The organism is Acidovorax sp. JHL-9 (assembly GCF_000426205.1).
In the GTDB taxonomy this organism is placed as follows: Bacteria; Pseudomonadota; Gammaproteobacteria; order Burkholderiales; family Burkholderiaceae_C; genus Acidovorax; species Acidovorax soli.
Genome location: NZ_AUEX01000019.1, coordinates 51,113 through 77,008, shown reverse-complemented (window position 1 = coordinate 77,008; position 25,896 = coordinate 51,113). Strand labels below are relative to the sequence as shown.

At 63.4% G+C, this 25,896-nt stretch carries 24 protein-coding genes; 2 read left to right on the top strand and 22 right to left on the bottom strand.

The window, feature by feature from the left end:
* Window positions 1–173: 173 nt before the first annotated feature.
* The 4 genes from glmM to K225_RS0113270 all read right to left on the bottom strand — a co-directional run bounded on the left by glmM (window position 174) and on the right by K225_RS0113270 (window position 5,298).
* The gene (glmM, locus tag K225_RS0113285; RefSeq protein WP_026436880.1) at window positions 174–1,508 is read right to left on the bottom strand and encodes a phosphoglucosamine mutase; all 1,335 of its coding nucleotides are present in this window, start codon (window positions 1,506–1,508) and stop codon (window positions 174–176) included.
* A 122-nt stretch (window positions 1,509–1,630) separates the two neighbouring features.
* Window positions 1,631–2,473, bottom strand: a complete 843-nt coding sequence (gene folP, locus K225_RS0113280) for a dihydropteroate synthase (RefSeq protein WP_026436879.1) — start codon at window positions 2,471–2,473, stop codon at window positions 1,631–1,633.
* A gap of 76 nt (window positions 2,474–2,549) precedes the next feature.
* On the bottom strand, window positions 2,550–4,469 hold the full coding sequence (gene ftsH / locus K225_RS0113275; protein ID WP_026436878.1) for an ATP-dependent zinc metalloprotease FtsH: 1,920 nt from the start codon (window positions 4,467–4,469) through the stop codon (window positions 2,550–2,552).
* A 166-nt stretch (window positions 4,470–4,635) separates the two neighbouring features.
* A complete protein-coding gene (locus tag K225_RS0113270) occupies window positions 4,636–5,298 on the bottom strand; it encodes an RlmE family RNA methyltransferase (RefSeq protein ID WP_026436877.1) in 663 nt (220 codons plus the stop codon).
* Window positions 5,299–5,404: 106 nt separating this feature from the next.
* Between K225_RS0113270 and K225_RS0113265 the strand changes: the two genes are divergently transcribed.
* Together K225_RS0113265 and K225_RS0113260 are read left to right on the top strand one after the other, a co-directional pair.
* Window positions 5,405–5,881, top strand: a complete 477-nt coding sequence (locus tag K225_RS0113265) for a YhbY family RNA-binding protein (protein WP_026436876.1) — start codon at window positions 5,405–5,407, stop codon at window positions 5,879–5,881.
* A 4-nt stretch (window positions 5,882–5,885) separates the two neighbouring features.
* Entirely contained in the window at window positions 5,886–6,650 is a 765-nt protein-coding gene (locus K225_RS0113260) for a hypothetical protein (RefSeq protein WP_026436875.1), read from the top strand.
* A 22-nt stretch (window positions 6,651–6,672) separates the two neighbouring features.
* Here the strand turns inward: K225_RS0113260 and K225_RS0113255 are convergent, their stop codons facing one another.
* From K225_RS0113255 to frr, 18 genes are all read right to left on the bottom strand, one after another.
* Entirely contained in the window at window positions 6,673–7,548 is an 876-nt protein-coding gene (locus K225_RS0113255; protein ID WP_026436874.1) for a Kdo hydroxylase family protein, read from the bottom strand.
* A gap of 40 nt (window positions 7,549–7,588) precedes the next feature.
* On the bottom strand, window positions 7,589–8,008 hold the full coding sequence (locus K225_RS0113250) for a DUF4149 domain-containing protein (protein ID WP_026436873.1): 420 nt from the start codon (window positions 8,006–8,008) through the stop codon (window positions 7,589–7,591).
* Window positions 8,009–8,019: 11 nt separating this feature from the next.
* On the bottom strand, window positions 8,020–8,496 hold the full coding sequence (greA, locus tag K225_RS0113245; RefSeq protein ID WP_026436872.1) for a transcription elongation factor GreA: 477 nt from the start codon (window positions 8,494–8,496) through the stop codon (window positions 8,020–8,022).
* Between the two features lie 189 nt (window positions 8,497–8,685).
* Window positions 8,686–11,952, bottom strand: coding sequence for a carbamoyl-phosphate synthase large subunit (gene carB, locus K225_RS0113240; RefSeq protein WP_026436871.1), 3,267 nt, complete (start codon window positions 11,950–11,952; stop codon window positions 8,686–8,688).
* Complete coding sequence (gene carA, locus K225_RS0113235) at window positions 11,952–13,139, bottom strand: glutamine-hydrolyzing carbamoyl-phosphate synthase small subunit (protein WP_026436870.1); 1,188 nt, start codon at window positions 13,137–13,139, stop codon at window positions 11,952–11,954. Before carA ends, carB begins: the two co-directional genes overlap by 1 nt.
* Window positions 13,140–13,393: 254 nt before the next feature.
* Window positions 13,394–14,167 (bottom strand): RNA methyltransferase, encoded by a 774-nt coding sequence (locus tag K225_RS0113230; protein ID WP_026436869.1) that lies wholly within the window; start codon window positions 14,165–14,167, stop codon window positions 13,394–13,396.
* Window positions 14,168–14,213: 46 nt separating this feature from the next.
* Window positions 14,214–14,831: a ribonuclease HII gene (gene rnhB / locus K225_RS0113225; RefSeq protein WP_026436868.1), complete on the bottom strand. Its 618-nt coding sequence runs from the start codon at window positions 14,829–14,831 to the stop codon at window positions 14,214–14,216.
* Window positions 14,803–15,960 carry a lipid-A-disaccharide synthase gene (lpxB, locus tag K225_RS0113220; protein ID WP_026436867.1) on the bottom strand — a complete coding sequence of 386 codons (1,158 nt, stop codon included), beginning with the start codon at window positions 15,958–15,960 and terminating at the stop codon, window positions 14,803–14,805. The genes rnhB and lpxB overlap by 29 nt, the downstream gene beginning before the upstream one ends.
* A 9-nt stretch (window positions 15,961–15,969) precedes the next feature.
* Entirely contained in the window at window positions 15,970–16,758 is a 789-nt protein-coding gene (lpxA, locus tag K225_RS0113215; protein WP_026436866.1) for an acyl-ACP--UDP-N-acetylglucosamine O-acyltransferase, read from the bottom strand.
* A gap of 29 nt (window positions 16,759–16,787) precedes the next feature.
* The gene (gene fabZ, locus K225_RS0113210; RefSeq protein ID WP_026436865.1) at window positions 16,788–17,228 is read right to left on the bottom strand and encodes a 3-hydroxyacyl-ACP dehydratase FabZ; all 441 of its coding nucleotides are present in this window, start codon (window positions 17,226–17,228) and stop codon (window positions 16,788–16,790) included.
* A 16-nt stretch (window positions 17,229–17,244) separates the two neighbouring features.
* Window positions 17,245–18,225 (bottom strand): UDP-3-O-(3-hydroxymyristoyl)glucosamine N-acyltransferase, encoded by a 981-nt coding sequence (gene lpxD, locus K225_RS0113205; RefSeq protein WP_026436864.1) that lies wholly within the window; start codon window positions 18,223–18,225, stop codon window positions 17,245–17,247.
* A gap of 24 nt (window positions 18,226–18,249) precedes the next feature.
* A complete protein-coding gene (locus K225_RS0113200; RefSeq protein WP_026436863.1) occupies window positions 18,250–18,768 on the bottom strand; it encodes an OmpH family outer membrane protein in 519 nt (172 codons plus the stop codon).
* Window positions 18,768–21,065 (bottom strand): outer membrane protein assembly factor BamA, encoded by a 2,298-nt coding sequence (gene bamA / locus K225_RS0113195; protein WP_026436862.1) that lies wholly within the window; start codon window positions 21,063–21,065, stop codon window positions 18,768–18,770. Before bamA ends, K225_RS0113200 begins: the two co-directional genes overlap by 1 nt.
* Before the next feature lie 45 nt (window positions 21,066–21,110).
* Window positions 21,111–22,475 (bottom strand): RIP metalloprotease RseP, encoded by a 1,365-nt coding sequence (rseP, locus tag K225_RS0113190; RefSeq protein ID WP_026436861.1) that lies wholly within the window; start codon window positions 22,473–22,475, stop codon window positions 21,111–21,113.
* 26 nt (window positions 22,476–22,501) lie between these two features.
* Window positions 22,502–23,692, bottom strand: a complete 1,191-nt coding sequence (gene ispC, locus K225_RS0113185; protein ID WP_026436860.1) for a 1-deoxy-D-xylulose-5-phosphate reductoisomerase — start codon at window positions 23,690–23,692, stop codon at window positions 22,502–22,504.
* Complete coding sequence (locus K225_RS0113180; RefSeq protein WP_026436859.1) at window positions 23,689–24,546, bottom strand: phosphatidate cytidylyltransferase; 858 nt, start codon at window positions 24,544–24,546, stop codon at window positions 23,689–23,691. Before K225_RS0113180 ends, ispC begins: the two co-directional genes overlap by 4 nt.
* A 9-nt stretch (window positions 24,547–24,555) precedes the next feature.
* A complete protein-coding gene (gene uppS, locus K225_RS0113175; RefSeq protein ID WP_026436858.1) occupies window positions 24,556–25,287 on the bottom strand; it encodes a polyprenyl diphosphate synthase in 732 nt (243 codons plus the stop codon).
* A gap of 30 nt (window positions 25,288–25,317) precedes the next feature.
* The gene (gene frr / locus K225_RS0113170) at window positions 25,318–25,878 is read right to left on the bottom strand and encodes a ribosome recycling factor (protein WP_026436857.1); all 561 of its coding nucleotides are present in this window, start codon (window positions 25,876–25,878) and stop codon (window positions 25,318–25,320) included.
* Between the last annotated feature and the right edge of the window lie 18 nt (window positions 25,879–25,896).

The following is a 25,896-nucleotide window of genomic DNA, read 5'->3' as shown; positions in this document are numbered from 1 at the left end:
TGCGGGCGGTCTGCGGCGTTGCGGCGCTTGTGGATAGCCGGGCTATCCACTGCGCACCGCGCCTGGCATCCCATCGCGCAAAGACCGCTGCGCGACCCCTGCGAGATCGTAAACAGGCTCTTACCGATCAGGAAAACGCTCCAGCGCTTTCCCGCCCCCTGGGCGCAAAAAATTCAGCCGGCGCGCGCCGCATCGGCCAGAGCCTGCGCGCAGCGATTGGCCATTTGCGCATCACGCGCCTCCACCATCACCCGCAGCAGGGGCTCCGTGCCGCTGGCACGGATCAGGATGCGCCCGGTGGAACCCAACTCCTGCTCAACAGCCTGGGTGGTCTGTGCAAGCAATTTGTTGGACTTCCAGTCCTGCCCCGGCACCAGGCGGACATTCAAGAGCACCTGGGGATAAAGCACCACGCCAGACAGCATGTGTGCCATGGTTTGCCCATTGCGCACGCATGCCTGCAACACCTGCAAGGCACTGACAATGCCGTCGCCCGTCGTATGGCGGTCCAGCGCCAGCAGGTGGCCCGAGCTCTCGCCGCCCAAAACCCAGTGGTGGCGTGCCAACTCTTCCAGTACGTAGCGATCGCCCACGCGTGCCCGCACCAACTTCACGCCGCGCGCATGCAGAGCAAGCTCGATGGCCATGTTGGTCATCACGGTGCCCACCACACCAGGCACATGCTCATCGCGCCCCATGCGATCGGCCGCCATGAGGTACAGCAACTCATCCCCGTTGTATAAACGTCCTGTCGCGTCCACCATCTGCAGCCGGTCGGCATCCCCATCGAGAGCGATGCCATAGTCGGCATGGTTGGCGCGCACCGCCCGCACCAGTGCATCGGGATGGGTGGCGCCCACCTCCTGGTTGATATTGAGACCATCCGGCGCACAGCCTATGGTCAGTACTTCGGCGCCGAGTTCATGGAACACCTTGGGAGCCACCTGGTAAGCGGCACCATGGGCGGCATCCACCACGATCTTGAGGCCTCGCAACGACAGTGCATGCGGGACCGTGCTCTTGCAGAACTCGATGTACCGGCCTGCCGCATCGTCCAGACGGCGGGCTTTGCCCAGGGAGGCCGAATCAGCCCACTTGGGGGATTCATCCAGTGCGGCCTCCACCGCGAGCTCCCAGGCATCCGGCAGCTTGGTGCCCTGCGCACTGAAGAATTTGATGCCGTTGTCGGGATACGCGTTGTGGCTGGCACTGATGACCACCCCCAAGCTGGCCCGCTGCGCCCTGGTCAGGTAGGCCACGCCCGGCGTAGGGATGGGCCCCAGAAGCACCACATCCACGCCCGCCGAATTGAAGCCTGACTCGAGCGCACTTTCCAGCATGTAGCCTGAAATGCGCGTGTCCTTGCCAATCAGCACCGTGGGACGCTCTTCGGTCTGCTTCAAGACCCGACCGACGGCATGCGCCAGACGCAATACGAAATCAGCGGTGATGGGGAACTGCCCGACGGTGCCGCGAATGCCATCGGTACCAAAGTATTTTTGAGTCATGGAAACGGCTTTGCACTGATATTGTGAATTTTGAGTCTAGCGCATGGCAAGCCCGCCTCGGTCCTGCGGCCCCGTCGCAGCCAAGTACCCCGCGAGGCGTTGCCAATAGCGCCGGGCTGCCCTTACCCAGCCACCACAGGGTCTGACTCCATGGCACGCCAGACCGCCAATGCCTGCACCGTTTCACGGACATCGTGCACGCGCACCACGCGGGCACCGCGCTCCACCGCGAGCAGCGCAGCGGCCACGCTGGGCTGCAGCCGGTGCTCCACGTCCAGGCCCGTCACAGCACCCAGTGATGATTTGCGCGACCAGCCTGCCAGCAACGGATAGCCCGGCGCCAGCAACTCGCGCTGGCGCGCCAGCAGGGCGAAGTTCTGCGCCACTGTTTTGCCAAAGCCAATACCCGGGTCCAGCACAATTCTGGCCTTCTTGACCCCTTGCGCCTGCAGGTCATGCGCTGCAAGCTCTAAAAAGGAAAGCACCTGCGGCATGACATCGCCCACCATGGGCGCCACCTGCATGGTCTGCGGATCACCGTGCATGTGCATCAGGCACACACCGCAGTGCGGGTGTCGCGCCACCACCTGCACCGCACCGGGCTGGCGCAAAGCCCATATGTCGTTCACGATATCGGCCCCCAGATCGAGCACCGCCTGCATGACCTCGGGTTTGTAGGTATCCACCGAGATCGGCACGCCCAGGCCCACCGCTTCGCGCACCAGGGGGAGTACACGCGCCAGTTCCTCGTCGAGACCCACGGCCGGGCTCCCGGGACGGGTGGATTCACCGCCAATGTCGAGGATGTCGGCGCCATCCTTCACAAGTTGCTCGCAGTGGCGCAACGCTGCCACAGTGGATCCATGGCGCCCCCCGTCGGAGAAGGAGTCTGGCGTCACATTGACAATGCCCATGGTGTGTGGGCGGGTCAGATCCAGGGTGAATCGGGTGGTTTGCCAGAACATGGGCCTCCGGGAAAATGGGTGGTGAAAACAAAAACGGGGCCGCAAGCCCCGTTTTGGTGACGAAGATGCTCCCGCGTCAAGCAACGGTAGGGGCGGGCTCCGTGGTCACAGCGGGCGACCCGCCGCTGGGGCCATCGCCGGAGGATGGGGGCGTACGCGGCGTCCAGTCCTTGGGTGGGCGCGGTGCCTTGCCCGCCATGATGTCGTCGAGCTGCTCTGTGTCGATGGTCTCCCATTCCAGCAAAGCTTTGGCCATGGCGTGCATCTTGTCGCTGTTCTCTTCAATCAGGCGACGGGCCAGGTTGTACTGTTCGTCGATGATGCGGCGCACTTCCATGTCCACCTTTTCCATGGTCTGCTCGCTCATGGTGGTGGTCTTGGTCACCGAACGGCCCAGGAACACCTCGCCTTCGTTTTCCGCATAGACCATGGGGCCCAAGGCATCGGTCATGCCGTAGCGCGTGACCATGTCGCGGGCGATGTGGGTGGCCCGCTCGAAGTCGTTGCTGGCGCCGGTCGTCATCTGGTTCATGAACACTTCTTCGGCAATACGGCCACCAAACAGCATGCTGATCTGGTTGAGCATGTACTCACGGTCGTAGCTGTAGCGGTCCTGCGCGGGCAGGCTCATCGTCACGCCCAGGGCGCGGCCACGGGGAATGATGGTGACCTTGTGCACCGGGTCGCACTTGGGCAGCAGTTTGCCAATCAGTGCATGGCCGGATTCATGGTAGGCCGTATTGCGGCGCTCTTCCTCGGGCATGACCATGCTCTTGCGCTCTGGGCCCATGAGGATCTTGTCCTTGGCCTTTTCGAAGTCCTGCATTTCCACGGTGCGTGCGTTGCGGCGCGCAGCCATCAGGGCGGCTTCGTTGCACAGGTTGGCCAGGTCGGCGCCGCTCATGCCCGGCGTGCCACGGGCGATGATGCCGGCATTCACGTCCTGGCCGATCGGAATCTTGCGCATGTGCACGTTCAGGATCTGCTCGCGGCCGCGGATGTCGGGCAGCGTCACATACACCTGGCGGTCGAAGCGTCCGGGGCGCAGCAGGGCGGCATCCAGGATGTCAGGGCGGTTGGTGGCCGCTACCACGATGACGCCCAGGTTGGTCTCGAAGCCGTCCATCTCGACCAGCATCTGGTTGAGGGTCTGCTCGCGCTCATCGTTGCCACCGCCCAGGCCTGCGCCGCGCTGGCGGCCCACGGCGTCGATTTCGTCGATGAAGATGATGCAGGGGGCATTCTTCTTGGCGTTGTCGAACATGTCGCGCACGCGGGCCGCGCCCACACCGACGAACATTTCCACAAAATCAGAACCCGAGATGCTGAAGAACGGCACCTTGGCTTCGCCCGCAATGGATTTGGCCAGCAAGGTCTTGCCGGTGCCAGGTGGCCCGACCAGCAGCAGGCCACGAGGGATGCGGCCACCGAGCTTCTGGAACTTCTGGGGATCTTTCAGGAAATCGACGACTTCCTTCACTTCTTCCTTGGCCTCATCGCAGCCAGCCACATCAGCAAACGTGACCTGGTTGGTGTTTTCGTCGAGCATGCGCGCCTTGCTCTTGCCAAAGCTGAAGGCCCCCCCCTTACCGCCACCCTGCATCTGGCGCATGAAATACACCCACACGCCGATCAGCAGCAGCATGGGGCCCCAGCTGACCAGCAGGGTCATGAGCAGGGAGCCTTCCTCGCGCGGCTTGACGTCGAACTTGACGTTGTTGTTGATCAGATCGCCGACAAGGCCGCGGTCAAGGTAGGTGGCGGTAGTGCGGATCTTGCGGTCATCGTTGGTGACGGCAACGATCTCGGTGCCACCCTGGCCTTCCTGGATGGTGGCGCTCTTGATGCGATTGCTGCGCACTTCCTCCAGGAACTCCGAATAGCCGACATGGCCGGCACTCGCACCGGCGCGGGTGTCGAACTGCTTGAACACAGTGAACAGCACCATGGCGATGACAAGCCACACGGCAATTTTTGAAAACCACTGATTGTTCAAGCAGGACTCCAGTCGCGGGAAAAAACGGTCACAAAGCCGTCACGGCTTACGTAGGGCCCATTTTAGGTGTTTCAAGCCTCGGGGGGTCTTATTCCCCCTGCCTGCCATGGGCTCAGCACGGACTTTGGCGCCGAATGGCGTCAATCATGGACCCAACCCACCCCCCTCAGGCATTGTTTCTGAGACCCATGCCTACCAGGAAAGTTTCGGAAGACTTGTCTCGTGAGGCCTTGGGCTTGATCGGTTTGACGGTTTTGAAGCTGCGCTTGAACAGCGCCACCAGCTCGCTGTAGCCACTGCCATGGAACAGCTTGACCACCAGCGTACCCTCGGGTTTCAGGTGCTGGCAGGCAAAATCCACGGCAAGCTCTACCAGATGCGCAATGCGCGCCGCGTCGGCCGACTCGATGCCGGACAGGTTGGGCGCCATGTCGGACACCACTACATCCACGGCCCGGCCCTGCAATGCGTCCTCCAGCTGCCGCAATACCTCGGGCTCCCGAAAGTCGCCGTGCAGGAAAGTCACGCCCTCGACGGGCTCCATGGGCAGAATGTCCAACGCAATGATGCAGCCATTGAGCTGCCCGGCCGCAGCCCCTGCAGGCGACAGGCGCCGACGCACATACTGGCTCCAGGCCCCGGGGGTGGAGCCCAGATCCACGACCGTATGGCCCGGCTTGATCAATCCCAGCTGCTCGTCGATTTCCTTGAGCTTGTAGGCCGCACGCGCGCGATAGCCGTCTTTCTGCGCCAGTTTGACGTAGGTGTCATTGACATGGTCGTTCAACCAGGCCTTGTTGACCTTCTTGCTTTGGGTTTTGACTTTCATACCGCTCCATTGTCTCTCGACAATCAGCACCGCTGATTGTGTCAAGGGCTCACCACGCGCCACGGGGTGAAGTCGCTCCGCGACGGGCCGCAGACATAATACGGCCATGCCCCAAATTCAACTGACTCCCGCCGAGCGCCGGGAACATCGCGCCAATGCCCACCACCTCGACCCCGTGGTCCTTGTAGGGGGAGATGGCCTGACCGCCGCGGTGCAAAAAGAAATTGATGCCGCCCTGAACGCCCATGGGCTGATCAAGGTGCGCATCTTCAACGATGACCGCACGGCCCGTGAACTGATGTACCAGCAGCTGGCTGCAGAGCTGAACGCGGCTCCCATCCAGCACATCGGCAAACTGCTGGTGCTCTGGCGCCCCCAGCCTGCCAAGGAACGCACACCGGACGAAGACCGCATGCCCGGCCCGCGTGATGTCAAGGTGCTCAAATACAGCAAACGTGGCGGCCAGCGGCCCGAAATCAAGCAACTGCGCGTGCTGGGCAACCAGCGCCTCACCTCCGGCGGGCAGATCAAGCGGGCAAAAAAGCCCAAGCTCAAGTCGATCAAGAAAAGCCAGGCGGACTGACGCCATGGCCGCACCCACTGCCGCGGCGCAGCAGCGCCATGTGATCTGCATGAAATGGGGCACGAAATACGGCCCCGAATACGTCAACCGGCTGTATGCGATGGTGCGCCGCAACCTCACGGGTGATTTTCACTTCGTTTGCCTGACCGACGACAGCACAGGCATTCGCCAGGAGGTGCATTGCCTGCCGATTCCCGATCTGGACCTGAATCTGGCGCCCGGCGAGCGCGATGGCGCCTGGCAAAAGCTCACCACCTTCGAAGCGGATCTGCATGGCCTGCGCGGCACGGCCTTGTTCATGGACCTGGACGTGGTGGTGGTGGGCAGCCTCGATGGATTTTTCGAGCAACCCGGCAGCTTTCGCATCATCCGCGACTATGTGCGGCCCTGGCAGTTCGGGCGCATCACCGGCAACTCGTCGATCTACCGGTTCGAGTTGGGCGCACACGCCGACCTGCTGGACTACTTCCGCACCCATATCAACGAGGTACGCTCACAATTTCGCAATGAGCAGGCCTACCTGTCACACCGGCTGCACAGCCAGGGAAAACTGCAGTACTGGCCACAAGCCTGGTGCCCCAGCTTCAAGTACAGCTGCATTCCCGCCTGGCCCAGCAATTACTGGCGCGAGCCGATCGTGCCTGCAGATGCGCGGGTGGTGATATTTCATGGCGAGTGCAATCCGCCCGATGCCCTCGCCGGCCGCCGCAACAAGCGCTTTCGGCACATGGAGCCCGCACGCTGGATTGCGCGCTACTGGAACGAATAGCCGCGCCCGACCGGGCGGACCCTCAAACCCCCACCAGGGGTCGCCCCGACAGGCGCGTCAGGATCGCGAGCGGACTCGCGGCGGGGTCGTACTCATGGCCGGGGGCCAGGTGCAGGGTCTGCTCCAGCATGTACTGGCCCGACATCACCGCATGCGAAGCCTGGTCGGAAAAACAGATCCAGGTCGATCCGGCAGGAAACGGCACCGTTTCCTGCGTCGCCTCTTTCTGGTAGGCCATGTCACGCTTCATGCCGTCGTGCAGTTGCAGCATCAGGTGATCGTATTCGCTGCGCAGCGACTTGGTCACATGCAGCGCCTGGAGGGCATGGGCCTGCCAGCGCACATAGGGCTTGGCCTTGGGCAGGAAATTGCGCGCCACCGTTTCAAACGGCTCGCCCAGCCGCCACACCCGGGGCTGGCCCTCGGGATTGACATTGGTGAACACGCGCAAAATGCGCTCACCGTAATTGGGCCGCGAAGGAAAGGCGTCCACATGCAGGCGGCGATCGTCCGCGCGCCACGACTGCACGCGCGACTCCACCTGCATGGGCCGGAAGCTCGTGGGCGCCAGGCGCAGCGCGGGAACATAGTCTGGCAGCAGGCCCGAGACCAGCGCCATGGCCTGCTCCCGAAAGCGCCCCACCATCGCCGCCAGGCCCGCCTGCGTTGCTGCGTCGCCCGCCGCCCCCTTCAGGCGGCCCTGGGCATCCAGGCTGATGTTGCGTGCGCCCGGGTCGCGGATGTCCGGGCGCAGGTATGTTTTTTCTTCGGGCTGCAGTGCAAAAGCGAGCTGGGGAAAGAACAGCACCTGCCCCCCCTCCACCGCAGTCGTCCAGGCAGGATTGCCCTGCAGCCCCTGCCATTGCGTTGTTTCGATGCGTACGACTTGCGAAACCATCACCTGCCTCCCGTTGCGATCACAGAGCCACGACCAGCCGTCATTGTGGATGACGGGCCGGCAGCGTTCGCCAGAGCGTCATGCCTGCGCACACCCACTGCACGGCATACATCACGCTGCCCACCGTGTGCCACAGGCGCAAATCCTGCCGGGCGACGATGCGCGGCGCCACGCCAAACTGGGTCAGCAATGCCAGCAGCAGGCCAGCAACGATAAAAACCATAGTCGCTTGAGCCCATGGATAGGGGGTCACCTCGCCTTTTGGCCTTGAGACCAGCAGCAACAGCACGCAACACACTACCGCCACCCAGGTCTGGGCGGCAAACAGCCTTGCCGCCATGCCGCCCGCCAGTGCAGGGGTGGGCAAATGGACAAACAACAGCGGCACCACCAGCAGCCCGATGGTCGTCAGGCTGCCCCACCAGAGGGCCGCCAGAAAGGCAGGAAGGCGGGTGCGCATGGTGCTTGGTATCACAGGTAGCTGACCGCCACCACTTCATAGCGGCGCACGCCGCCCGGTGCCTGCACTTCCGCCGTGTCGCCCTCTTCCTTGCCGATCAGGGCCCGGGCAATCGGGCTGGAGATATTGATCAGGCCTTGTTTCAGATCGGCCTCGTCCTCGCCCACGATCTGGTATTTCACCGTATCGCCCGAGTCTTCATCCTCCAGCTCGACCGTGGCGCCAAACACTACCTTGCCGCCACCGTCCACACCGCTCGGGTCGATGACCTGCGCCACCGAGAGCTTGCCCTCGATTTCCTGGATGCGGCCCTCGATGAATCCCTGGCGGTCCTTGGCCGCGTCGTAGTCGGCATTTTCGCTGAGGTCACCCTGCGCACGCGCCTCGGCAATCGCCGTGATCACTGCGGGCCGCTCTAGGGTCTTGAGGCGGTGCAACTCGGCCTTGAGCATTTCAGCGCCGCGCTTGGTAATGGGAATGGTGGCCATTGCGATGAATCTCCGTCAATCAAAGCGGTGGGAATGCGAAGCAACCCCACCGGTCAGTCACCCGACATGGACAGGAAGCTTCGCTGTCCATGCCTTTGGCGACCCTAAAAAGGAAACCGCCGCACGTTGCCGCGCGGCGGTGTCTGGTCAGGGCAGATTATGCCGCGTTTGCCCGGGCACAGACCACCATCAGGCGGTCAGCTGGGCGTGCAGTTCCTGCACCGAATACACATCGAGCTTGTCGAGGAACTTCATGCCCTCGACCGCAGCTTCCGCACCAAAGATGGTGGTGAACGTGGTCACGCGCGCCAGCAGCGACGAGGTGCGGATGGCCCGCGAGTCGGCGATCGCGTTGCGGCGCTCTTCCACCGTGTTGATGACCATGGCGATCTCGTCGTTCTTGATCATGTCCACGATGTGCGGGCGGCCCTCGGTCACCTTGTTGACCACTGCCACTGGCACGCCGGCCTCGGCGATGGCCGCCGCCGTGCCCTTGGTGGCCACGAGCTCGAAGCCCATCGCCACCAGGTCGCGGGCAATGGCCACGGCGCGTGCCTTGTCGCTGTTCTTCACGGTGAGAAACACCTTGCCCGAGGTGGGCAGCTTGGTGCCCGCGCCCAGCTGGCTCTTCACGAAGGCTTCGCCGAAGGTCTTGCCCACGCCCATCACCTCGCCGGTGGACTTCATCTCGGGGCCGAGGATGGTGTCCACGCCAGGGAACTTGACGAACGGGAACACCGCCTCCTTCACGCTGAAGTACGGGGGCGTCACTTCCTGGGTGATGCCCTGGCTGGCCAGGGTCTGGCCCGCCATGCAACGCGCCGCCACCTTGGCCAGCTGGATGCCCGTGGCCTTGCTGACGAAGGGCACCGTGCGCGATGCGCGGGGGTTCACCTCCAGCACATAGATGATGTCCCTGCCATCAACTTCCTGGATGGCGAACTGCACGTTCATCAGGCCTACCACGTTTAGGCCCTCGGCCATGGCGGCCGTCTGGCGCTTGATTTCGTCGATGGTGGGCTGCGACAGGTAGTACGGGGGCAGCGAGCACGCCGAGTCGCCGCTGTGCACGCCGGCCTGTTCGATGTGCTCCATCACGCCGCCGATGAAGGTCACGCCTGCGGAATCACGCACGCAGTCCACATCGCACTCGATGGCGTTGGAGAGGAAGCGGTCGAGCAGCACGGGCGAGTCGTTGCTCACCTTGACGGCCTCGCGCATGTAGCGCTCCAGGTCGCGCTGCTCGTGCACGATTTCCATCGCGCGGCCGCCCAGCACGTAGCTGGGGCGCACCACCAGGGGGTAGCCCAGGGCGGAGGCCTTTTCCAGCGCTTCCGGCTCGGTGCGGGCCGTGGCGTTGGGCGGCTGGCGCAGGCCCAACTCGCCCAGCAGCTTCTGGAAGCGCTCGCGGTCTTCGGCCGCATCGATCATGTCGGGGCTGGTGCCGATGATCGGCACGCCTTCGGCTTCCAGGCCCAGGGCGAGCTTCAAGGGCGTCTGGCCACCGTACTGCACGATCACACCGACCGGTTTTTCCTTGTCCACGATCTCCAGCACATCTTCGAGCGTGACGGGCTCGAAGTACAGGCGGTCGGATGTGTCGTAGTCGGTGGAAACGGTTTCGGGGTTGCAGTTGACCATGATGGTCTCGTAACCGTCCTCGCGCATCGCCAGCGCCGCATGCACGCAGCAGTAGTCGAACTCGATACCCTGGCCGATGCGGTTCGGTCCACCGCCCAGCACCATGATCTTCTTGTTGGTGGAGGGCTCGGCCTCGCATTCCGCGACGCCCCCGTAGGTGGCATTTTCGTAAGTGGAGTACAGGTAAGCGGTGTCGGTGGCGAACTCGGCCGCGCAGGTGTCTACGCGCTTGTACACCGGGCGCACGTTCAGCGCACGGCGCGCTTCGCGCACGGCCTTCTCGGTGGTTTGGAGCAGTTTCGCCAAGCGGCGGTCGGAGAAGCCCTTTTGCTTGAGCGTGAGCAGCGTTCCGGCATCGATTGCCGCCAGGGCGCCCGCACCCCTCTCGGCAACAAGCTTGTCGATATCGAGTTCGATCTTCACGATCTGCTCGATCTGCACCAGGAACCACTTGTCGATCTTGGTGAGGTCAAACACTTCATCGACCGACAGGCCCATGGCAAACGCATCGCCCACGTACCAGATGCGCTCGGGGCCGGGCTCGCCCAGCTCCTTTTCCAGCGTCTCGCGGTCCTGGGTCTTTTCGTTCATGCCGTCCACGCCCACTTCCAGGCCGCGCAGGGCTTTCTGGAAGGATTCCTGGAAGGTACGGCCCATGGCCATGACCTCGCCGACGGATTTCATCTGCGTGGTCAGGCGGCTGTCGGCCGTGGGGAATTTTTCGAACGCAAAACGTGGGATCTTGGTGACCACATAGTCGATCGAGGGCTCGAACGACGCGGGCGTTGCGCCCCCGGTGATCTCGTTCTTGAGTTCGTCGAGCGTATAGCCTACGGCCAGCTTGGCAGCGACCTTGGCGATGGGGAAACCGGTGGCCTTGGAGGCCAGCGCCGACGAACGCGAGACGCGCGGGTTCATCTCGATGACGATCATGCGACCGTCCTTCGGATTCACCGAGAACTGCACGTTGGAGCCGCCCGTGTCCACGCCGATCTCGCGCAGCACCGCGAGCGACGCGTTGCGCATGATCTGGTATTCCTTGTCGGTCAGCGTCTGCGCGGGGGCCACGGTGATCGAGTCGCCGGTGTGCACGCCCATCGGGTCCAGGTTCTCGATGGAGCAGATGATGATGCAGTTGTCCGCCTTGTCTCGGACCACTTCCATCTCGTACTCCTTCCAGCCGAGCAGCGACTCTTCGATCAGCAGCTCGTTGGTGGGCGAGGCTTCGAGGCCGCGCTTGCAGATGGTCTCGAACTCTTCGGGGTTATAGGCAATGCCGCCACCCGTGCCACCCAGCGTGAAGCTGGGGCGGATCACGGTCGGGAACCCCACTTGCCTCTGCACCGCCCAGGCTTCCTCCATGCTGTGCGCGATGCCCGAACGTGCGGAGCCCAGACCGATCTTGGTCATGGCATCCTTGAACTTGAGGCGGTCTTCGGCCTTGTCGATGGCTTCGGGCGTGGCGCCGATCAGCTCGACCTGGTACTTGTCGAGCACGCCATTGCGCCACAGGTCCAGGGCGCAGTTCAGCGCGGTCTGGCCGCCCATGGTGGGCAGGATGGCGTCGGGGCGTTCCTTGGCGATGATCTTCTCGACCGTCTGCCAGGTGATGGGCTCGATGTAGGTGACGTCGGCCGTGGCCGGGTCGGTCATGATCGTGGCGGGGTTGCTGTTGATCAGGATGACCTTGTAGCCCTCTTCGCGCAGGGCCTTGCAGGCCTGCACGCCGGAATAGTCGAACTCGCAGGCCTGGCCGATGATGATGGGGCCGGCGCCGATGATGAGAATGCTTTTGAGGTCTGTGCGCTTTGGCATTATTTTTTCTCCTGGGCCGTGGCCATCAATGCCGTGAAGCGGTCGAACAGGTAGGCAATGTCGTGCGGGCCGGGCGATGCCTCGGGGTGCCCCTGGAAGCAGAAGGCGGGCTTGTCAGTGCGCACCAGGCCCTGCAGCGTGCCGTCGAACAAGCTGATGTGCGTGGCGCGCAGGTTGGCGGGCAATGACTCCAGCTCCACCGCAAAGCCGTGGTTCTGGCTGGTGATGCTGACGCGCCCGTTGTCCAGGTCTTTCACCGGGTGGTTGGCACCGTGGTGGCTGTGCTGCATCTTGAAGGTCTTGGCGCCAGAGGCCAGGGCCATGATCTGGTGGCCCAGGCAGATACCAAAGGTGGGAATACCGCTGTCGATGATCTCGCGTACCGCCGTGATGGCGTAGTCGCAGGGCTCGGGATCGCCGGGGCCGTTCGACAGAAACACGCCGTCGGGGTTCATGGCCAGCACTTCGGCGGCCGGCGTCTTGGCTGGCACCACCGTCAGCTTGCAGCCGCGCTCGGCCAGCATGCGCAGGATGTTCAGCTTCACGCCGTAGTCGTAGGCCACCACATGGAAGCGCGGCGATTCCTGCTTGCCGTAGCCCGAGCCCAGCTTCCACTCGGTCTGGTCCCAGGGGTAGGCGGCGGGCGTGGTCACGACCTGGGCCAGGTCCAGGCCCTTCATGCTGGGCGCGGCCTTGGCTGCGGCCAGCGCGGCGTCAACGCGTGCCTGTGTCACGGTCTCGCCGGCCGCCAGGCCGACGATGGCGCCGTTCTGCGCCCCCTTGTTGCGCAGCAGGCGGGTCAGCTTGCGGGTGTCGATGTTGGCAATGGCCACCGTCTTGTGGCGCACAAGGTATTGCGAGAGGCTTTCGGTCTGGCGGAAGTTGCTGGCCAGCAGGGGCAGATCCTTGATGATGAGGCCTGCGGCATGGACCTTGTCGGCTTCGATATCCTCGGTGTTGACGCCGTAGTTGCCGATGTGCGGATACGTGAGCGTCACGATCTGCTGGCAATAGCTGGGGTCGGTGAGGATTTCCTGGTAGCCGGTGATGGCGGTGTTGAACACCACTTCGCCGACGGTGGTGCCCGCATCTGCGGATGAAGCACCGATCGAATTACCGATAAAGACCGTGCCGTCTGCGAGCGCCAAGATGGCGGGCGGGAAGTTTCCCTGTAGAGACAAGAGCACTGGATTCTCCGGATGGTTACGGTCGCCCGGCGCCTGCAGGCCGCTCGCGCAAGGCGTGCCGGCGGCTGCTCTCAGATGGGTTGTTGCTTTGGGTGCGATCGGGCGACGCTGTTGCGAGAAAAGCCCTTGATTATACCCAGCTGAGTCCCGCCTCGAATGCCCTCATGCCGCAATGCGGCATCGAGACAGGGGCTGCAGCACGCCACGCAATGTGCCGTTCTTTCCCAACCGACCCAGCCGACGCGTTCCAAATTTCAGCGCGTGGCGCCACTGGCGTGCAGGCAGATGGCTGCGGCCGCCGCCACGTTCAGGGACTCCTCGCCGCCAGGCTGGGCAATGCGGATACGCTGGGTGGCACGCTCCTCCAGCGCGGGCGACACGCCCTGCCCTTCATGGCCCAGCACCCAGGCGCACGGCCACGGCAAGGCGGCACGGTGCAGGAAGTCGCCATCGTGCACATGGGTCACCAGCAGTGGCACCTGAAGCGCCTGGAGCCCCTGCACCTCCAGCCCTTCCACCAGATCGAGCGCAAAGTGCGCGCCCATGCCCGCGCGCAGCACCTTGGGCGCCCACAGCGCCGCACTGCCCTTGAGCGCCACCACCTGCCGGAAGCCAAATGCCGATGCACTGCGCAGGATGGAACCCACATTGCCGGCATCCTGCACGCGGTCCAGCACCACCGTGGCAACCCCCGCCTGCAAACCCCTCGGCGCGGCGACGTCCACCACAAACCCCATGGGCGCCGGTGATTCCAGGCCGCTGATGTCCGCAAACAGGGCGTCGGCGATCACTACGAGCTTAGTAGCTGCTTGCACATATGCAACGGGTGCCAGAGGCCAAAAAGACTCCGAAAACACCGCCACCACGGGCCGCACGCCACGCTGCAAGGCCGCGCTGCACAGGTGGTCGCCCTCCAGCCAGACACGGCCCTGCTTGCGGTAGGCCGTGCTGTCCTGCGCCAGCCGGCGCAGGTCTTTGGCAAAGGCGTTGTCACGCGAGTGGATCACGGTCAGGGGAGCGGAGGTCATGCGGTGTCCCGTGCGGGCAATGAAATGACTTGCAGCACCCGGCGATTCAGGCCAGCACCCTGGCCACGGGCGCGAAGCTGTGCCGATGGTGAATGCAGGCGCCATGCTCGCGCAGGGCGGCCATGTGCATGGCCGTGCCGTAGCCCTTGTGGCCGGCAAAGCCGTATTGCGGGTACTGCGCATCGACCTGCACGCACCAGCGGTCCCGGTGCACCTTGGCCAGAATGGAGGCCGCCGAAATGGCAGGCACCAGCGCATCGCCCTTGACAATGGCCTCGGCCGGCATGTCCAGCGTGGGCAGCCGGTTGCCATCGACCAGGACCATCTTCGGCTTGAGCCGCAGGCCCAGCACGGCGCGGCGCATGGCCAGCAGCGTGGCCTGCAGTATGTTCAGGCGGTCGATTTCCTCGACACTGGCTTCGGCGATGCTGCAGCACAGCGCCTTGGCCCGGATCTCGTCAAACAGGGCCTCGCGCCGCGCGGCAGTGAGCTTCTTGGAGTCGGCCAGTCCGGCGATGGGGTGCAGGTCGTCGAGGATGACCGCAGCGGCCACCACGGGCCCGGCCAGCGGGCCGCGGCCGGCCTCGTCCACCCCCGCCACCAGACCCGGGGGATGCCAGGGCAGGCTGGCCTGTTCAGGTGGCAAGGATTTTCTGGATCGCATCGGCAGCCAGTTGAGGGGTGTTGCGTTGCAGGCTTTCGTGCAGCGCCGTAAAGCGCCGCTCCAGGGCCGCGATTTTCTGGGGGTTGTTGCGCCGTGCGTCCAGCCATTCCAACGCTGCCGCGCAAAGCGCTTGCGGCGTGGCCGCATCCTGGATGAGCTCAGGCACCACAAATTCGCGGCAAAGGATATTGGGCAGACCCACCCAGGGCTGCAACTGCTTGCGGCGCATGAGCCACCAGCTCAGCGGATGCATGTGGTAGCCGATCACCATAGGGCGCTTGAAGAGTGCCGCTTCCAGCGTTGCGGTACCGCTGGCGATCAGGGTGGCATCACAGGCGGCCAGCACGGTGTGGGACTGCCCTGCAATGATCTGCACCGCCCCACCCAGGCCACAGTGGTGGGCGATCTGGACGATACGGTCACGCAAGGCGGGCACCGCCGGCACGACCAATTGGATGGCGGGTCGCGTTTTCAGCATAAGCGCCGCCGCCTCAAAGAACGGCTGGGCGATGTACTCAATCTCGGAAGAACGGCTGCCGGGCAGGATGGCCAGCACCTCGTCCGAATCCTGCAGGCCGAGTTGTGCCCGGGCGGCGGCGCGGTCTGGCAGCATGGGAATCACACCCGCCAGCGGGTGGCCCACATACGTGGCCGCAATGCCATGGCGCGCCAGAAGCTCGGGCTCGAACGGAAAAATGCACAGCACATGGTCTGCGCTGCGGCGGATCTTCTCGACCCGGCCGGCACGCCAGGCCCAGATGGACGGACAGACGAAGTGCACCGTCTTGATGCCGGCGGCACGCAAGTCGGCCTCCAGGCCCAGATTGAAGTCGGGCGCGTCCACACCGATAAAAACATCGGGACGGTCCCTGAGCAAACGCTCGCGCAGCTGTTTGCGGATTCCGAGCAACTCCCGCAGCCGGCGCAGCACTTCCATGCTGTAGCCATGGACAGCCAGCTTCTCGCTAGGCCACCAGGCCTCAAAACCACGCCGCTGCATTTGCGGACCACCAATGCCGCAGGATTGCAGCTGCGGCCAGTGGGCCTGCATTCCGTCGATCAGCAGGCCTGCGAGCAGATCGCCCGAAGTTTCGCCCGCCACCATGGCGACGCGGGGGGAAGTGCTCATGGGCGCCCCTCAGCGCGCAATGCCGCGCGTGGAGGCATCCAGAAAGGCCAGCACCAGCGCGATGTCGGCGGCGGCTTCCGGATGGGTGACCGGCAACTCGGCGATGGCGGTGCGGGCAGCCTCCAGGGTCAGCCCCTGCCGGTATAGAACGCGATGCATCTGCTTGATGCCAGCCATCCGTGCAGCCGAGAAACCACGGCGACGCAGGCCTTCGAGATTCAGGCCCCGCACGGCCAGAGGGTTGCCGTCCACCATCATGAAGGGCGGAACGTCCTGCGAGATATGGCTGGCAAAACCGGCCATCACATGCGCGCCCACCTTCACAAACTGGTGAATGCCCGTGAGCCCGCCGATGATGGCCTGGTCCGCCACCTGCACATGCCCGGCCAGGGTGGCGTTGTTGGCCAGGATGGTCTGGTTGCCCACCACACAGTCGTGCGCGATGTGCACGTAGGCCATGATCCAGTTGTCATCGCCTATGGTCGTCACGCCCTTGTCCTGGGTGGTTCCCAGGTTGAAGGTGCAGAACTCGCGGATGGTGTTGCGGTCTCCGATGACAAGCCGTGTGGGCTCGCCCGCGTACTTCTTGTCTTGCGGCGCGGCACCGAGCGATGCAAACTGGAAAATGCGGTTGTCCGCACCGATGGTGGTGCGCCCTTCGATCACGCAATGCGGGCCCACTGTGGTGCCGGCACCGATGGAAACATCGGGGCCTATCACGGTGTACGGCCCCACCGTCACGGAGGGATCGATGCGGGCACCCGCCTCGACAATGGCTGTGGGATGAATATTGCTCACGGTCCAACAGGTCTGAACAGTTTGGTCAGTCAGCCTACGCTGCGCATGGTGCACATGAGTTCGGCTTCGCATGCCACCTCGTCGCCCACGCTGGCCACGCCCTTGAACTTCCAGATGCCACCGCGCACGCGGTCGATGGTGATGGACAGGATCAGCTGGTCACCCGGCTCCACAGGGCGCTTGAAACGCGCGCCGTCGATACCGACAAAATAATAGATGTTGTTTTCATCGGGCACCTTGCCCATGGCATCAAAAGCCAGCAGGCCTGCGGCTTGCGCCAAGGCTTCAAGAATCAACACACCGGGCATCACCGGACGGCCGGGGAAATGCCCCATGAAATAAGGCTCGTTGAACGTGACGTTCTTGATGGCCTTGATGCGGGTGTTGCTCTCAAGCTCGATCACCTTGTCTACCAACAGAAACGGGTAGCGGTGGGGCAGCTGCTTGAGAATTGCGTGGATATCCATCATCGAGTTGTTCTTCCGTTCATGCTGCCTTCAGGGCCTGCTCCAGCGCCTTGATGCGCTCGCGCAGGCTGTGCAGTTGTTTGAGTGTCGCAGCGTTCTTTTCCCAGCGGGCATTGTCGTCGATGGGGAACATGCCGGTGTACTGGCCCGGCCTGTTCAAGGAGCGTGTGACCACCGTGCCCGCGGAAATATGCACGTTGTCGGCCAATTCCAGGTGGCCCAGCACAATCGCGCCCCCACCAACGGTGCAATGCGCTCCAATGGTGGCGCTGCCCGCGATGCCCACACACCCGGCCATCGCAGCATGCTTGCCGATGTGCACGTTGTGGCCCACCTGGATCAGATTGTCGAGTTTCACCCCGTCTTCGACCACCGTGTCCTGCAGCGCACCGCGATCTATGCAGGTGTTGGCACCGATCTCGACATCGTCGCCAATGCGCACGGCGCCCAGTTGCTCGATCTTGATCCATTGCCCGTTTTCTGGCGCGAAACCAAATCCGTCGGCCCCGATCACCACGCCGGCGTGCACGATACAGCGCGCACCGATGTGGCAGTCGGCACCCACCGTCACACGCGACTTGAGCACCGTGCCTGCGCCAATGCGGGCACCGCGCTCGACAACGCACAGCGGACCGACCGAAGCACTGGGATGCACCACGGCGGTCGCATCCACCACGGCGCTGGGGTGCACACCGGCTTGCACGGCTTCGCCATGGCGCTGCCGCCAAAGCTGCGTTACCCGGGCGAAATAGGCATAGGGGTTGTCCGCCACGATGCACGCACCGCGTGCCAGCGCAAGCTCGCGCATGGCAGGCGCCACAATGACGCAGGCCGCCCGGGAGGCGGCCAGTTGCTGCTGGTAACGCGGGTGGCTCAGGAAACTGATGTCTCCTGGCCCGGCGGCTTCGAGCGGTGCGATGCGAAGGACCTCGGTTTCCCGCAGCCCCCCTTCCAGCGATCCGCCCAGTGCATCGACAATGGTCCCGAGGAGCAAACTCACGCGCCACCCACCCTGAGTCGCCGCTTATTTGCCTGCGGCATTCAGTGCCTTGATCACCCGGTCGGTGATGTCGTGCTTGGGATTGATGTACACAGCTTCCTGCAGGATGACGTCGTACTTCTCCGCCTCGGCCACTTGCTTGACCACCTTGTTGGCGCGCTCCAGAACCTGTGCGAGCTCTTCGTTCTTGCGGGCATTCAAGTCTTCCTGGAACTCACGGCGCTTGCGCTGGAATTCACGGTCCTGGTCCACCAACTGGCGCTGGCGGGTAGTGCGCTGGCTCTCGGCCATGGTAGGGGCCTCGCGCTCGAATTTTTCCGTCGCCGTCTTCAAGGTGTTACCCATGTCGATGAGCTCTTTCTCGCGACGGGAAAATTCCTGCTCCAGCTTGGCCTGGGCCGCCTTGGCGGTGGTGGCTTCGCGGAAGATACGGTCGGTATTGACAAAACCGGCCTTGAATTCTTGTGCCTGCAGCGCAGGAGCAGCCACGGCCAGCGCGCTCAGCAGCAGACCCAGAGTGAAATGGCGGGAAAGGGATTTCATTAGAAGGACGTACCAATCTGGAATTGAAGTTTCTGGATTCTATCGCCGGCGAACTTGCGCACCGGTTGCGCATAGGCAAGACGCAGCGGACCCAGGGGGGAAATCCAGCTCAGGCCCACACCTGCGGATGCGCGCATGTCATTGAAACTGACTTTGTCATCTTCGCCATACACATTGCCCACGTCCACGAAAGTGAAAATGCGCAGCGTGCGGTCATTGCCGGCCCCCGGGAAAGGCGCCATCAACTCGGCATTGAGCGTGACTTTCTTGGGCCCGCCCAAGGAAGCGCCCGTGACATCGCGCGGCCCCAGCGTGCCCTGATCAAAACCACGTACGGAACCCAGGCCACCGGAATAAAAGTTCTTGAACACCGGGAACGGCCGACCGTTCATGCCCTTGCCGTAGCCCAGTTCGCCATTGAAGGCCACCGTGAAACGTTTGTTCAGCGGGATGTACTGCTGGTACTGGTAGTTCGCCCGCAGATAGCGCGCATCACCTGCCACAGACCATTCGGAATTGAGCCGCTGATAGCGCCCCGAATTGGGTGCCAGCGCACTGTCGCGGTCATCGCGCGACCAGCCAATGGTCAGGGGGGCGGCGATGCTGCTGCTTCCATAGGTGTCCGCGTAGGCCAAATAGGCGGCCGGCATGAGGGTGCCGGCCCTGATCTTGATCTGCTCCACCCCGCCACCGAAGAACACGGTGTCGGTCTCGCTGAAGGGAACCCCGAAACGAATGGATGCACCCGTGGTGACCAGTTGGTAATTGCCACCCTGCTCTTCGTAGGGCTTGTCGGTACGGTAGTAGAGGTCCATCGTACGGGAAATGCCATTCTGGGTGAAATACGGATTGGTGGTACTGAACACCAAGGTGCGGCGGTACTTGCTGGTGTTGACATCCACCCCCAGATAGTTGCCGGAACCAAAAACGTTTTCCTGCTTGATGGCAAAGGACAAGGCCACCTTTTCAGCGCTGGAAAAACCGGCGCCCAATTGCAGTGACCCTGTGGGCTTCTCGGCCACATTGATCACGAGGTCAACCTGGTCTGGCGATCCGGGCACTTCCTGGGTTTCGATGCCCACCTCGGTAAAGTAGCCAAGCCGGTCCACGCGGTCGCGCGACAGGCGGATCTTCTCGCCGTCATACCAGGAGGCCTCGTACTGGCGGAATTCACGGCGCACGACTTCATCACGGGTGCGGTTGTTGCCGCTCACATTGATGCGCCGCACATACGCCCGACGGGCCGGTTCGGCCTGCAGCACCAAGGTCACGCGGTTGTTTTCGCGATCGATGTCGGGCACCGCCTCGACGCGCGCGAAGGCGAAACCGAAACGCCCAAAATATTCGGAAAAAGCCTTGGTCGTTTCAGTGACCTGATCGGCGTTGTAGGGCTCTCCCGGGCGAATGGTGACCAGCGACTTGAACTCGTCGTCACGATCGAGGTAATTGCCTTCGAGCTTGACCCCCGACACCACAAAACGCTCGCCTTCGGTGACATTGACCACAATGGAGATGTCCTGCTTATCGGGCGAGATGGCCACCTGGGTGGAGTCCACGCGAAACTCCAGATAGCCGCGCTGCAGATAGTAGGAGCGCAGGGTCTCCAGATCGGCGTTGAGCTTTGCACGGGCATAGCGGTCCGACTTGGTGTACCAGCTCAGCCAGCCGCCGGTGTCCTGGTCAAAGAGCCCCTTGAGCGTGGACTCGCTGAACGCCTTGTTGCCGACAATGCGCACTTCCTTGATGCGTGCAGGCTCGCCTTCCACCACCGTGAAAGTGAGGTTGACACGGTTGCGCTCGATGGGTGTCACGGTAGTCACCACTTCGGCGCCATACAGGCTCTTGTTGATGTACTGGCGTTTGAGCTCCTGCTCGGCCCGGTCGGCCAGCGCCTTGTCGTAGGGGCGCCCTTCGGTGAGCCCCACGTCGCGCATACTCTTCTTGAGGGCTTCCTTGTCGAACTCCTTGGCGCCTGCAAAATCGACATCGGCAATGGTGGGGCGCTCTTCCACCACCACCACCAGCACATTGCCGGTGGCCTCCAACCTCACATCCTTGAACAATCCCAGGCCAAACAGTGCCCGGATGGCGGCCGCGCCCTTTTCATCGTTGTAGTCGTCGCCCACCCGCAGCGGCATGGAAGCAAAAATGGTCCCAGGTTCCACGCGCTGCAGCCCTTCCACCCGGATGTCCTGCACCTTGAAGGGCTCCAGAGCCCAGGCCGCATTGGCGACAAAAACCATGGCGGCAACGGCCGCTGCAGTACGCACGCCGAGGCGATTGATGTGTTTTTTCATGAGTGAAGCGGAGGCCGCATGACGCAGGGGAAAGCGGCAAAAAGGTTAGCCAAATAGCCGGGTGATATCGTTGAACAGGGCAATGGACATCATGAGAAGAAGCACTGCCACGCCACCGCGCTGCAACTGCTCCATCCAAGCATCCGACACCTTCCTGCCGGTCACACCCTCCCAAAGATAATACATCAGGTGCCCCCCATCAAGGACTGGCAAGGGCAGCAGGTTCAGCACACCCAGACTCACGCTGATGAGCGCCAGGAACACCAGGTACTGCGTGAAACCCATGCTGGCCGAGCGGCCGGCATAGTCGGCAATCGTCAAGGGTCCACTGAGATTTTTCAGGGACGCCTGACCCAGCACCATGCGGCCCATCATGCGAAGCGTCAGGACGGACACGTCCCAGGTCCGCACAACGCCATTCCACAAGCCCTCCACCGTGCTGTGCTGCACGATCACCAGCTCAGGCGGTGCGCCCACATAGGCACCGATGCGGCCCACACTGCCGCTCTGCTCCTTCTGGACATCGGGCATCACATCCACGGTGATCTGCTGGCCACCGCGTTCGATACGCCAGGGCTGGACCACGGCCGCCTCGGCGCGCACGGACTGGCGAATCAGTTCGCGCAGCTGCTGGCCATCCACCACCTCTGCCGCGCCAATTCCGAGCACCACATCGCCCTGGCGAAGCCCCGCGCGCTGCGCAGCGCCGCCGGCCATGATTTCACCCAGCACCGGACGCGTCCAGGGCCCCAGAAGCCCTATCTTGCGCAACAGTTGCGCATCGGCCTCGCGCGTGTCGAGCTGCGCCATATCCAGCAACACCTCTCGGTGCATGGCACCAGGTGTCGGCTCGACCTCCAGCCGGACCCTTTCGCCCTCCAGGGCGCCGCGGGTCAACAACCAGCGCAAGTCCTCGAAAGAACGCACGGGTTCCAGTTCGTTCGCCCCCAGGGCCGCGCTGTGCACCAGTTCACCGCCGCGCAAACCCGCAGCCTGTGCGACCGAACCTGCCACGGGACTGGCCAGCAGCGCCCTGGGCTCCTGGACCCCGATCCAGTTGACCGCCGAATACAGCAACACGGCCAGCAGCAGATTGGCCAGTGGACCTGCCGCCACAATGGCCGCACGCGAGCGCAGGGGCTGGGTATTGAACGCAAGATGGCGCTCGGCCTCGGGCACGGGTGCCTCGCGCTCATCGAGCATGCGCACATAGCCCCCCAACGGAAACGCACTCAGCACAAACTCGGTGGCTGAACCCTTGGGTTGCCAGCGCAGGAGCGGCTTGCCAAAACCCACCGAAAACCGCAGCACCTTGACGCCACAGGCCACCGCCACCCGGTAATGCCCATACTCATGCACTGCGATCAGCACACCCAGGGCAACAACGAACGCGACAAGGGTCAGCAGCATGCAATGGCTCCGTGAATCAACCGCATTCAGCCGGCCAGACGGCCAACAGCCTGCTCGGCCACACTGCGCGCCTGGGCATCCAGGGCCAGCAAGGCCTTGAGTGAGTCGGGGTTGGAGGGAGAAACCGCTTCCAAAGTTGCAAGATTGAGATGGTGTATCTGATCGAATCGGATGCGGCGCTCCAGAAACGCGGCCACCGCCACCTCGTTGGCCGCATTCAGGACCGCCGTCGTGCCCTGCGGGGCCGCCAGGGCGTCCCACGCCAGCTGGAGCCCGGGAAAGCGGTCGCGATGCCCATGGTCGTCGATGGACTCGAAGGTCATGGCGGAAAGGGCATGGAAATTCAGCGCCGCAGCCCCCGACTCGACCCGCTCGGGCCAGGCCAGGCCGTAAGCGATGGGAACACGCATGTCCGGTGTGCCCAGTTGCGCCACCACCGAAGTGTCCCGGTACTGCACCATGGAGTGGATGATGCTTTGGGGGTGGATCACCACATCCAGCTGCGACGGAGCCAGGCCAAACAGATAGCGCGCCTCGATGACTTCGAGTGCCTTGTTCATCATGGTGGCCGAATCCACCGAAATCTTGCGCCCCATGCTCCAGTTGGGATGGGTGCAGGCCTGTTCCGGCGTGACATCACGCAGCGTGTCGAGCGACCGGGTGCGAAATGGCCCACCGGAGGCGGTCAGAATGATTTTCTCGACCCGCTGGCTCCAGGTGGCAGCATCTTCGGGCAAGGACTGGAAGATGGCCGAATGCTCGCTGTCGATCGGCAGCAACGTGGCCGCCCCGTCGCGCACCGCGTCCAGAAACACGTCGCCCCCCACGACCAGCGCCTCCTTGTTGGCCAGCAGCAGGCGTTTTCCGGCCCAGGCCGCCGCGAGACAAGGCGCCAGCCCCGCCGACCCGACAATAGCCGCCATGACCGTATCCACCTCCTCGTTGGAGGCTATTATTTCAAGAGCATCTGGGGATTGAAGGACATGTGTCTTGAGCCCATTCGCCTTGATTTTCTCCGCCAGCAAACGGGCATGGGGTGCGCTGGCCATCACGGCAAAGCAGGGCCTGAACTGCGCGCACTGCGCCAGCATCAGGTCCACCTGGGTGGCTGCGCTGAGGGCAAACACCTCGAATCGATCCGGATGGCGTGCCACCACGTCAAGCGTGCTGGTACCGATAGAGCCTGTAGAGCCCAGAACAGTGAGTCGTTGTTTCATAGGGGTGTCGTCAGGCGCGCCAGCATCAGGGCCAGGGGCAGCGTGGGCAACAAGGCATCCACGCGGTCCAGTACACCGCCATGCCCCGGCAGCAGGCCACTGCTGTCTTTCACGCCCGCACTGCGCTTGATCAGCGACTCCACCAGGTCACCGGCCACACTCATGGCCACCATGAACAGGACCGAAATCACCAGCAGCCAACTACCCTGATGCGCCAGGCGGCTGTAAAAACTGGGCACTGCGGCCTGCCAATAGGTATCTGCGGCAACCCAGGCAAATGCCAGCACGATCACGCCCGCCAATCCGCCCCACACCCCTTCCCAACTCTTGCCGGGACTGATGGAAGGCGCCAGTTTGCTCTTGGTGAAACGCAAACCAAAGGCACGACCAGCAAAGTAGGCAAAGATATCGGCCACCCACACCAGAACCAGCACCGACAGCAGAAAATTGACGCCCAGATGGCGGGCCTGCACAGCGGCCAGCCAGGCGAGCCAAAGTGCAAGCACCCCGGCCACCAGGCGCACAGCCGCAGGAATGCGGGGCCAGCCCGGCACGCCGGCGCGCAACAGCCAGGCCGCGCACAGCACCCACAGGCCGCCACCAACGATCCACAGGGCGGTCAGGGGCCGATCAATCCAGCCCAGCGCCCACGACGCTGCACACAGGGCAACGCAGGCAGCACCCACGGCCAGCGAACCTGCCTGGCCAAAGCCGCTCAGGCGCCCCCACTCCCATGCGCCGGCAGCCATGAGCACCAGCACGACCAGCGCGAATGGCTCCGCGGAGGGATAAAAAAGCGCGGGCAGCAGAATGGCCAGCAGGACAAGAGCGGTGATGACACGCTGTAGAAGCATGGGGCCTATTCAGCCGAGCACCGGGAGGGGATGCGCGGTCAGGATCTGTTCGGAGGTTTTGCCAAAACGGCGCTCGCGTGCACTGAAGGCGGCAATCGCCTCGTCCAGTGCCGACTCGTCGAAATCCGGCCAGAGCCGGTCGCTGAAGAACAACTCGGAGTATGCGGCCTGCCACAACAAAAAGTTGCTGATTCGCATTTCACCCCCGGTGCGGATCACAAGGTCCGGGTCGGGCACATGGGCCAGGCCCATCGCGCCATTCAGACTGGCCTCGGTGATGGATTCACCGCGCGCTGCCAGCGACGCAGCGGCCTGGGCGATGTCCCAGCGGCCGCCATAGTTGAAGCACACGTTGAGCACGAGGCGGGTGTTTTCCGCTGTGGCGGCCTCCGCCTGTGCCAGGCCGTCACGCACCTTGGGCGACAGGCCCGCGCGCTCCCCCACAAAGTACAGGCGAACGCCGTCTTTTTTGAGCTGCGGCACCTCGCGCGCCAGCGCCATCGCCAACAGTTCCATGAGGCCAGAGACCTCATCGACCGGACGGTTCCAGTTTTCGGATGAGAACGCGAAGACGGTCAGCACGGCCACGCCCCGCTGCACGCAAGCGCGTGCGCAGCGGCGCAGCGAATCAACCCCTTGCTTGTGGCCCGCCAGGCGCGGCAGGAAGCGGCGTGTGGCCCAGCGGCCGTTGCCATCCATGACGATGGCAATGTGGTGTGGCACCACCTTTGATTCAGACATGTAAAACGATCAGGCCCGTCAATGGACGGCTCAGACCGCCATGATTTCCTGTTCTTTGCCCGCTACCAGAGCATCGATCTCGGCGATGTGTCTGTCGGTGAACTTCTGCACCTCGGCTTCGGCGCGCTTCTGGTCGTCTTCCGATGCCAGCTTGTCCTTGACCAGCTTCTTGACGGATTCGTTGGCGTCACGGCGCAGGTTGCGCACGGCGATCTTGGCGCTTTCGCCCTCATTGCGCGCCAGCTTGGTCATTTCCTTGCGGCGCTCTTCGCTCATGGGCGGCATGGGCACGCGGATCAGGTCGCCCATGGAGGCCGGGTTCAGGCCCAGGTCGCTTTCGCGGATGGCCTTTTCGATCTTGGCACCCATGCCCTTTTCCCAGGGCTGCACGCTGATGGTGCGCGAGTCGATCAGGGCCACGTTGGCCACCTGGCTCAGGGGCACCATGGAGCCGTAGTACTCCACCTGCACCGTGTCGAGCAGCGCAGGGTTGGCACGGCCGGTGCGGATCTTCTGCAGGTTGTTCTTGAATGCGGTGATGGACTGGTCCATCTTGGTTTCGGCAGTCTTCTTGATGTCGGCAATCGTCATGTTTTCTCCTGGGGCCGG

What these genes read in the sequence shown, in the direction of transcription:
- glmM (WP_026436880.1), bottom strand. Translation starts at nt 1,508, where the DNA reads ATGACTCAAAAATACTTTGGTACCGATGGCATTCGCGGCACCGTCGGG.
- folP (WP_026436879.1), bottom strand. Translation starts at nt 2,473, where the DNA reads ATGTTCTGGCAAACCACCCGATTCACCCTGGATCTGACCCGCCCACAC.
- K225_RS0113270 (WP_026436877.1), bottom strand. Translation starts at nt 5,298, where the DNA reads ATGAAAGTCAAAACCCAAAGCAAGAAGGTCAACAAGGCCTGGTTGAAC.
- K225_RS0113265 (WP_026436876.1), top strand. Translation starts at nt 5,405, where the DNA reads ATGCCCCAAATTCAACTGACTCCCGCCGAGCGCCGGGAACATCGCGCC.
- K225_RS0113260 (WP_026436875.1), top strand. Translation starts at nt 5,886, where the DNA reads ATGGCCGCACCCACTGCCGCGGCGCAGCAGCGCCATGTGATCTGCATG.
- K225_RS0113255 (WP_026436874.1), bottom strand. Translation starts at nt 7,548, where the DNA reads ATGGTTTCGCAAGTCGTACGCATCGAAACAACGCAATGGCAGGGGCTG.
- K225_RS0113250 (WP_026436873.1), bottom strand. Translation starts at nt 8,008, where the DNA reads ATGCGCACCCGCCTTCCTGCCTTTCTGGCGGCCCTCTGGTGGGGCAGC.
- greA (WP_026436872.1), bottom strand. Translation starts at nt 8,496, where the DNA reads ATGGCCACCATTCCCATTACCAAGCGCGGCGCTGAAATGCTCAAGGCC.
- carB (WP_026436871.1), bottom strand. Translation starts at nt 11,952, where the DNA reads ATGCCAAAGCGCACAGACCTCAAAAGCATTCTCATCATCGGCGCCGGC.
- K225_RS0113230 (WP_026436869.1), bottom strand. Translation starts at nt 14,167, where the DNA reads ATGACCTCCGCTCCCCTGACCGTGATCCACTCGCGTGACAACGCCTTT.
- rnhB (WP_026436868.1), bottom strand. Translation starts at nt 14,831, where the DNA reads ATGCGATCCAGAAAATCCTTGCCACCTGAACAGGCCAGCCTGCCCTGG.
- lpxB (WP_026436867.1), bottom strand. Translation starts at nt 15,960, where the DNA reads ATGAGCACTTCCCCCCGCGTCGCCATGGTGGCGGGCGAAACTTCGGGC.
- fabZ (WP_026436865.1), bottom strand. Translation starts at nt 17,228, where the DNA reads ATGATGGATATCCACGCAATTCTCAAGCAGCTGCCCCACCGCTACCCG.
- K225_RS0113200 (WP_026436863.1), bottom strand. Translation starts at nt 18,768, where the DNA reads ATGAAATCCCTTTCCCGCCATTTCACTCTGGGTCTGCTGCTGAGCGCG.
- bamA (WP_026436862.1), bottom strand. Translation starts at nt 21,065, where the DNA reads ATGAAAAAACACATCAATCGCCTCGGCGTGCGTACTGCAGCGGCCGTT.
- rseP (WP_026436861.1), bottom strand. Translation starts at nt 22,475, where the DNA reads ATGCTGCTGACCCTTGTCGCGTTCGTTGTTGCCCTGGGTGTGCTGATC.
- ispC (WP_026436860.1), bottom strand. Translation starts at nt 23,692, where the DNA reads ATGAAACAACGACTCACTGTTCTGGGCTCTACAGGCTCTATCGGTACC.
- K225_RS0113180 (WP_026436859.1), bottom strand. Translation starts at nt 24,546, where the DNA reads ATGCTTCTACAGCGTGTCATCACCGCTCTTGTCCTGCTGGCCATTCTG.
- uppS (WP_026436858.1), bottom strand. Translation starts at nt 25,287, where the DNA reads ATGTCTGAATCAAAGGTGGTGCCACACCACATTGCCATCGTCATGGAT.
- frr (WP_026436857.1), bottom strand. Translation starts at nt 25,878, where the DNA reads ATGACGATTGCCGACATCAAGAAGACTGCCGAAACCAAGATGGACCAG.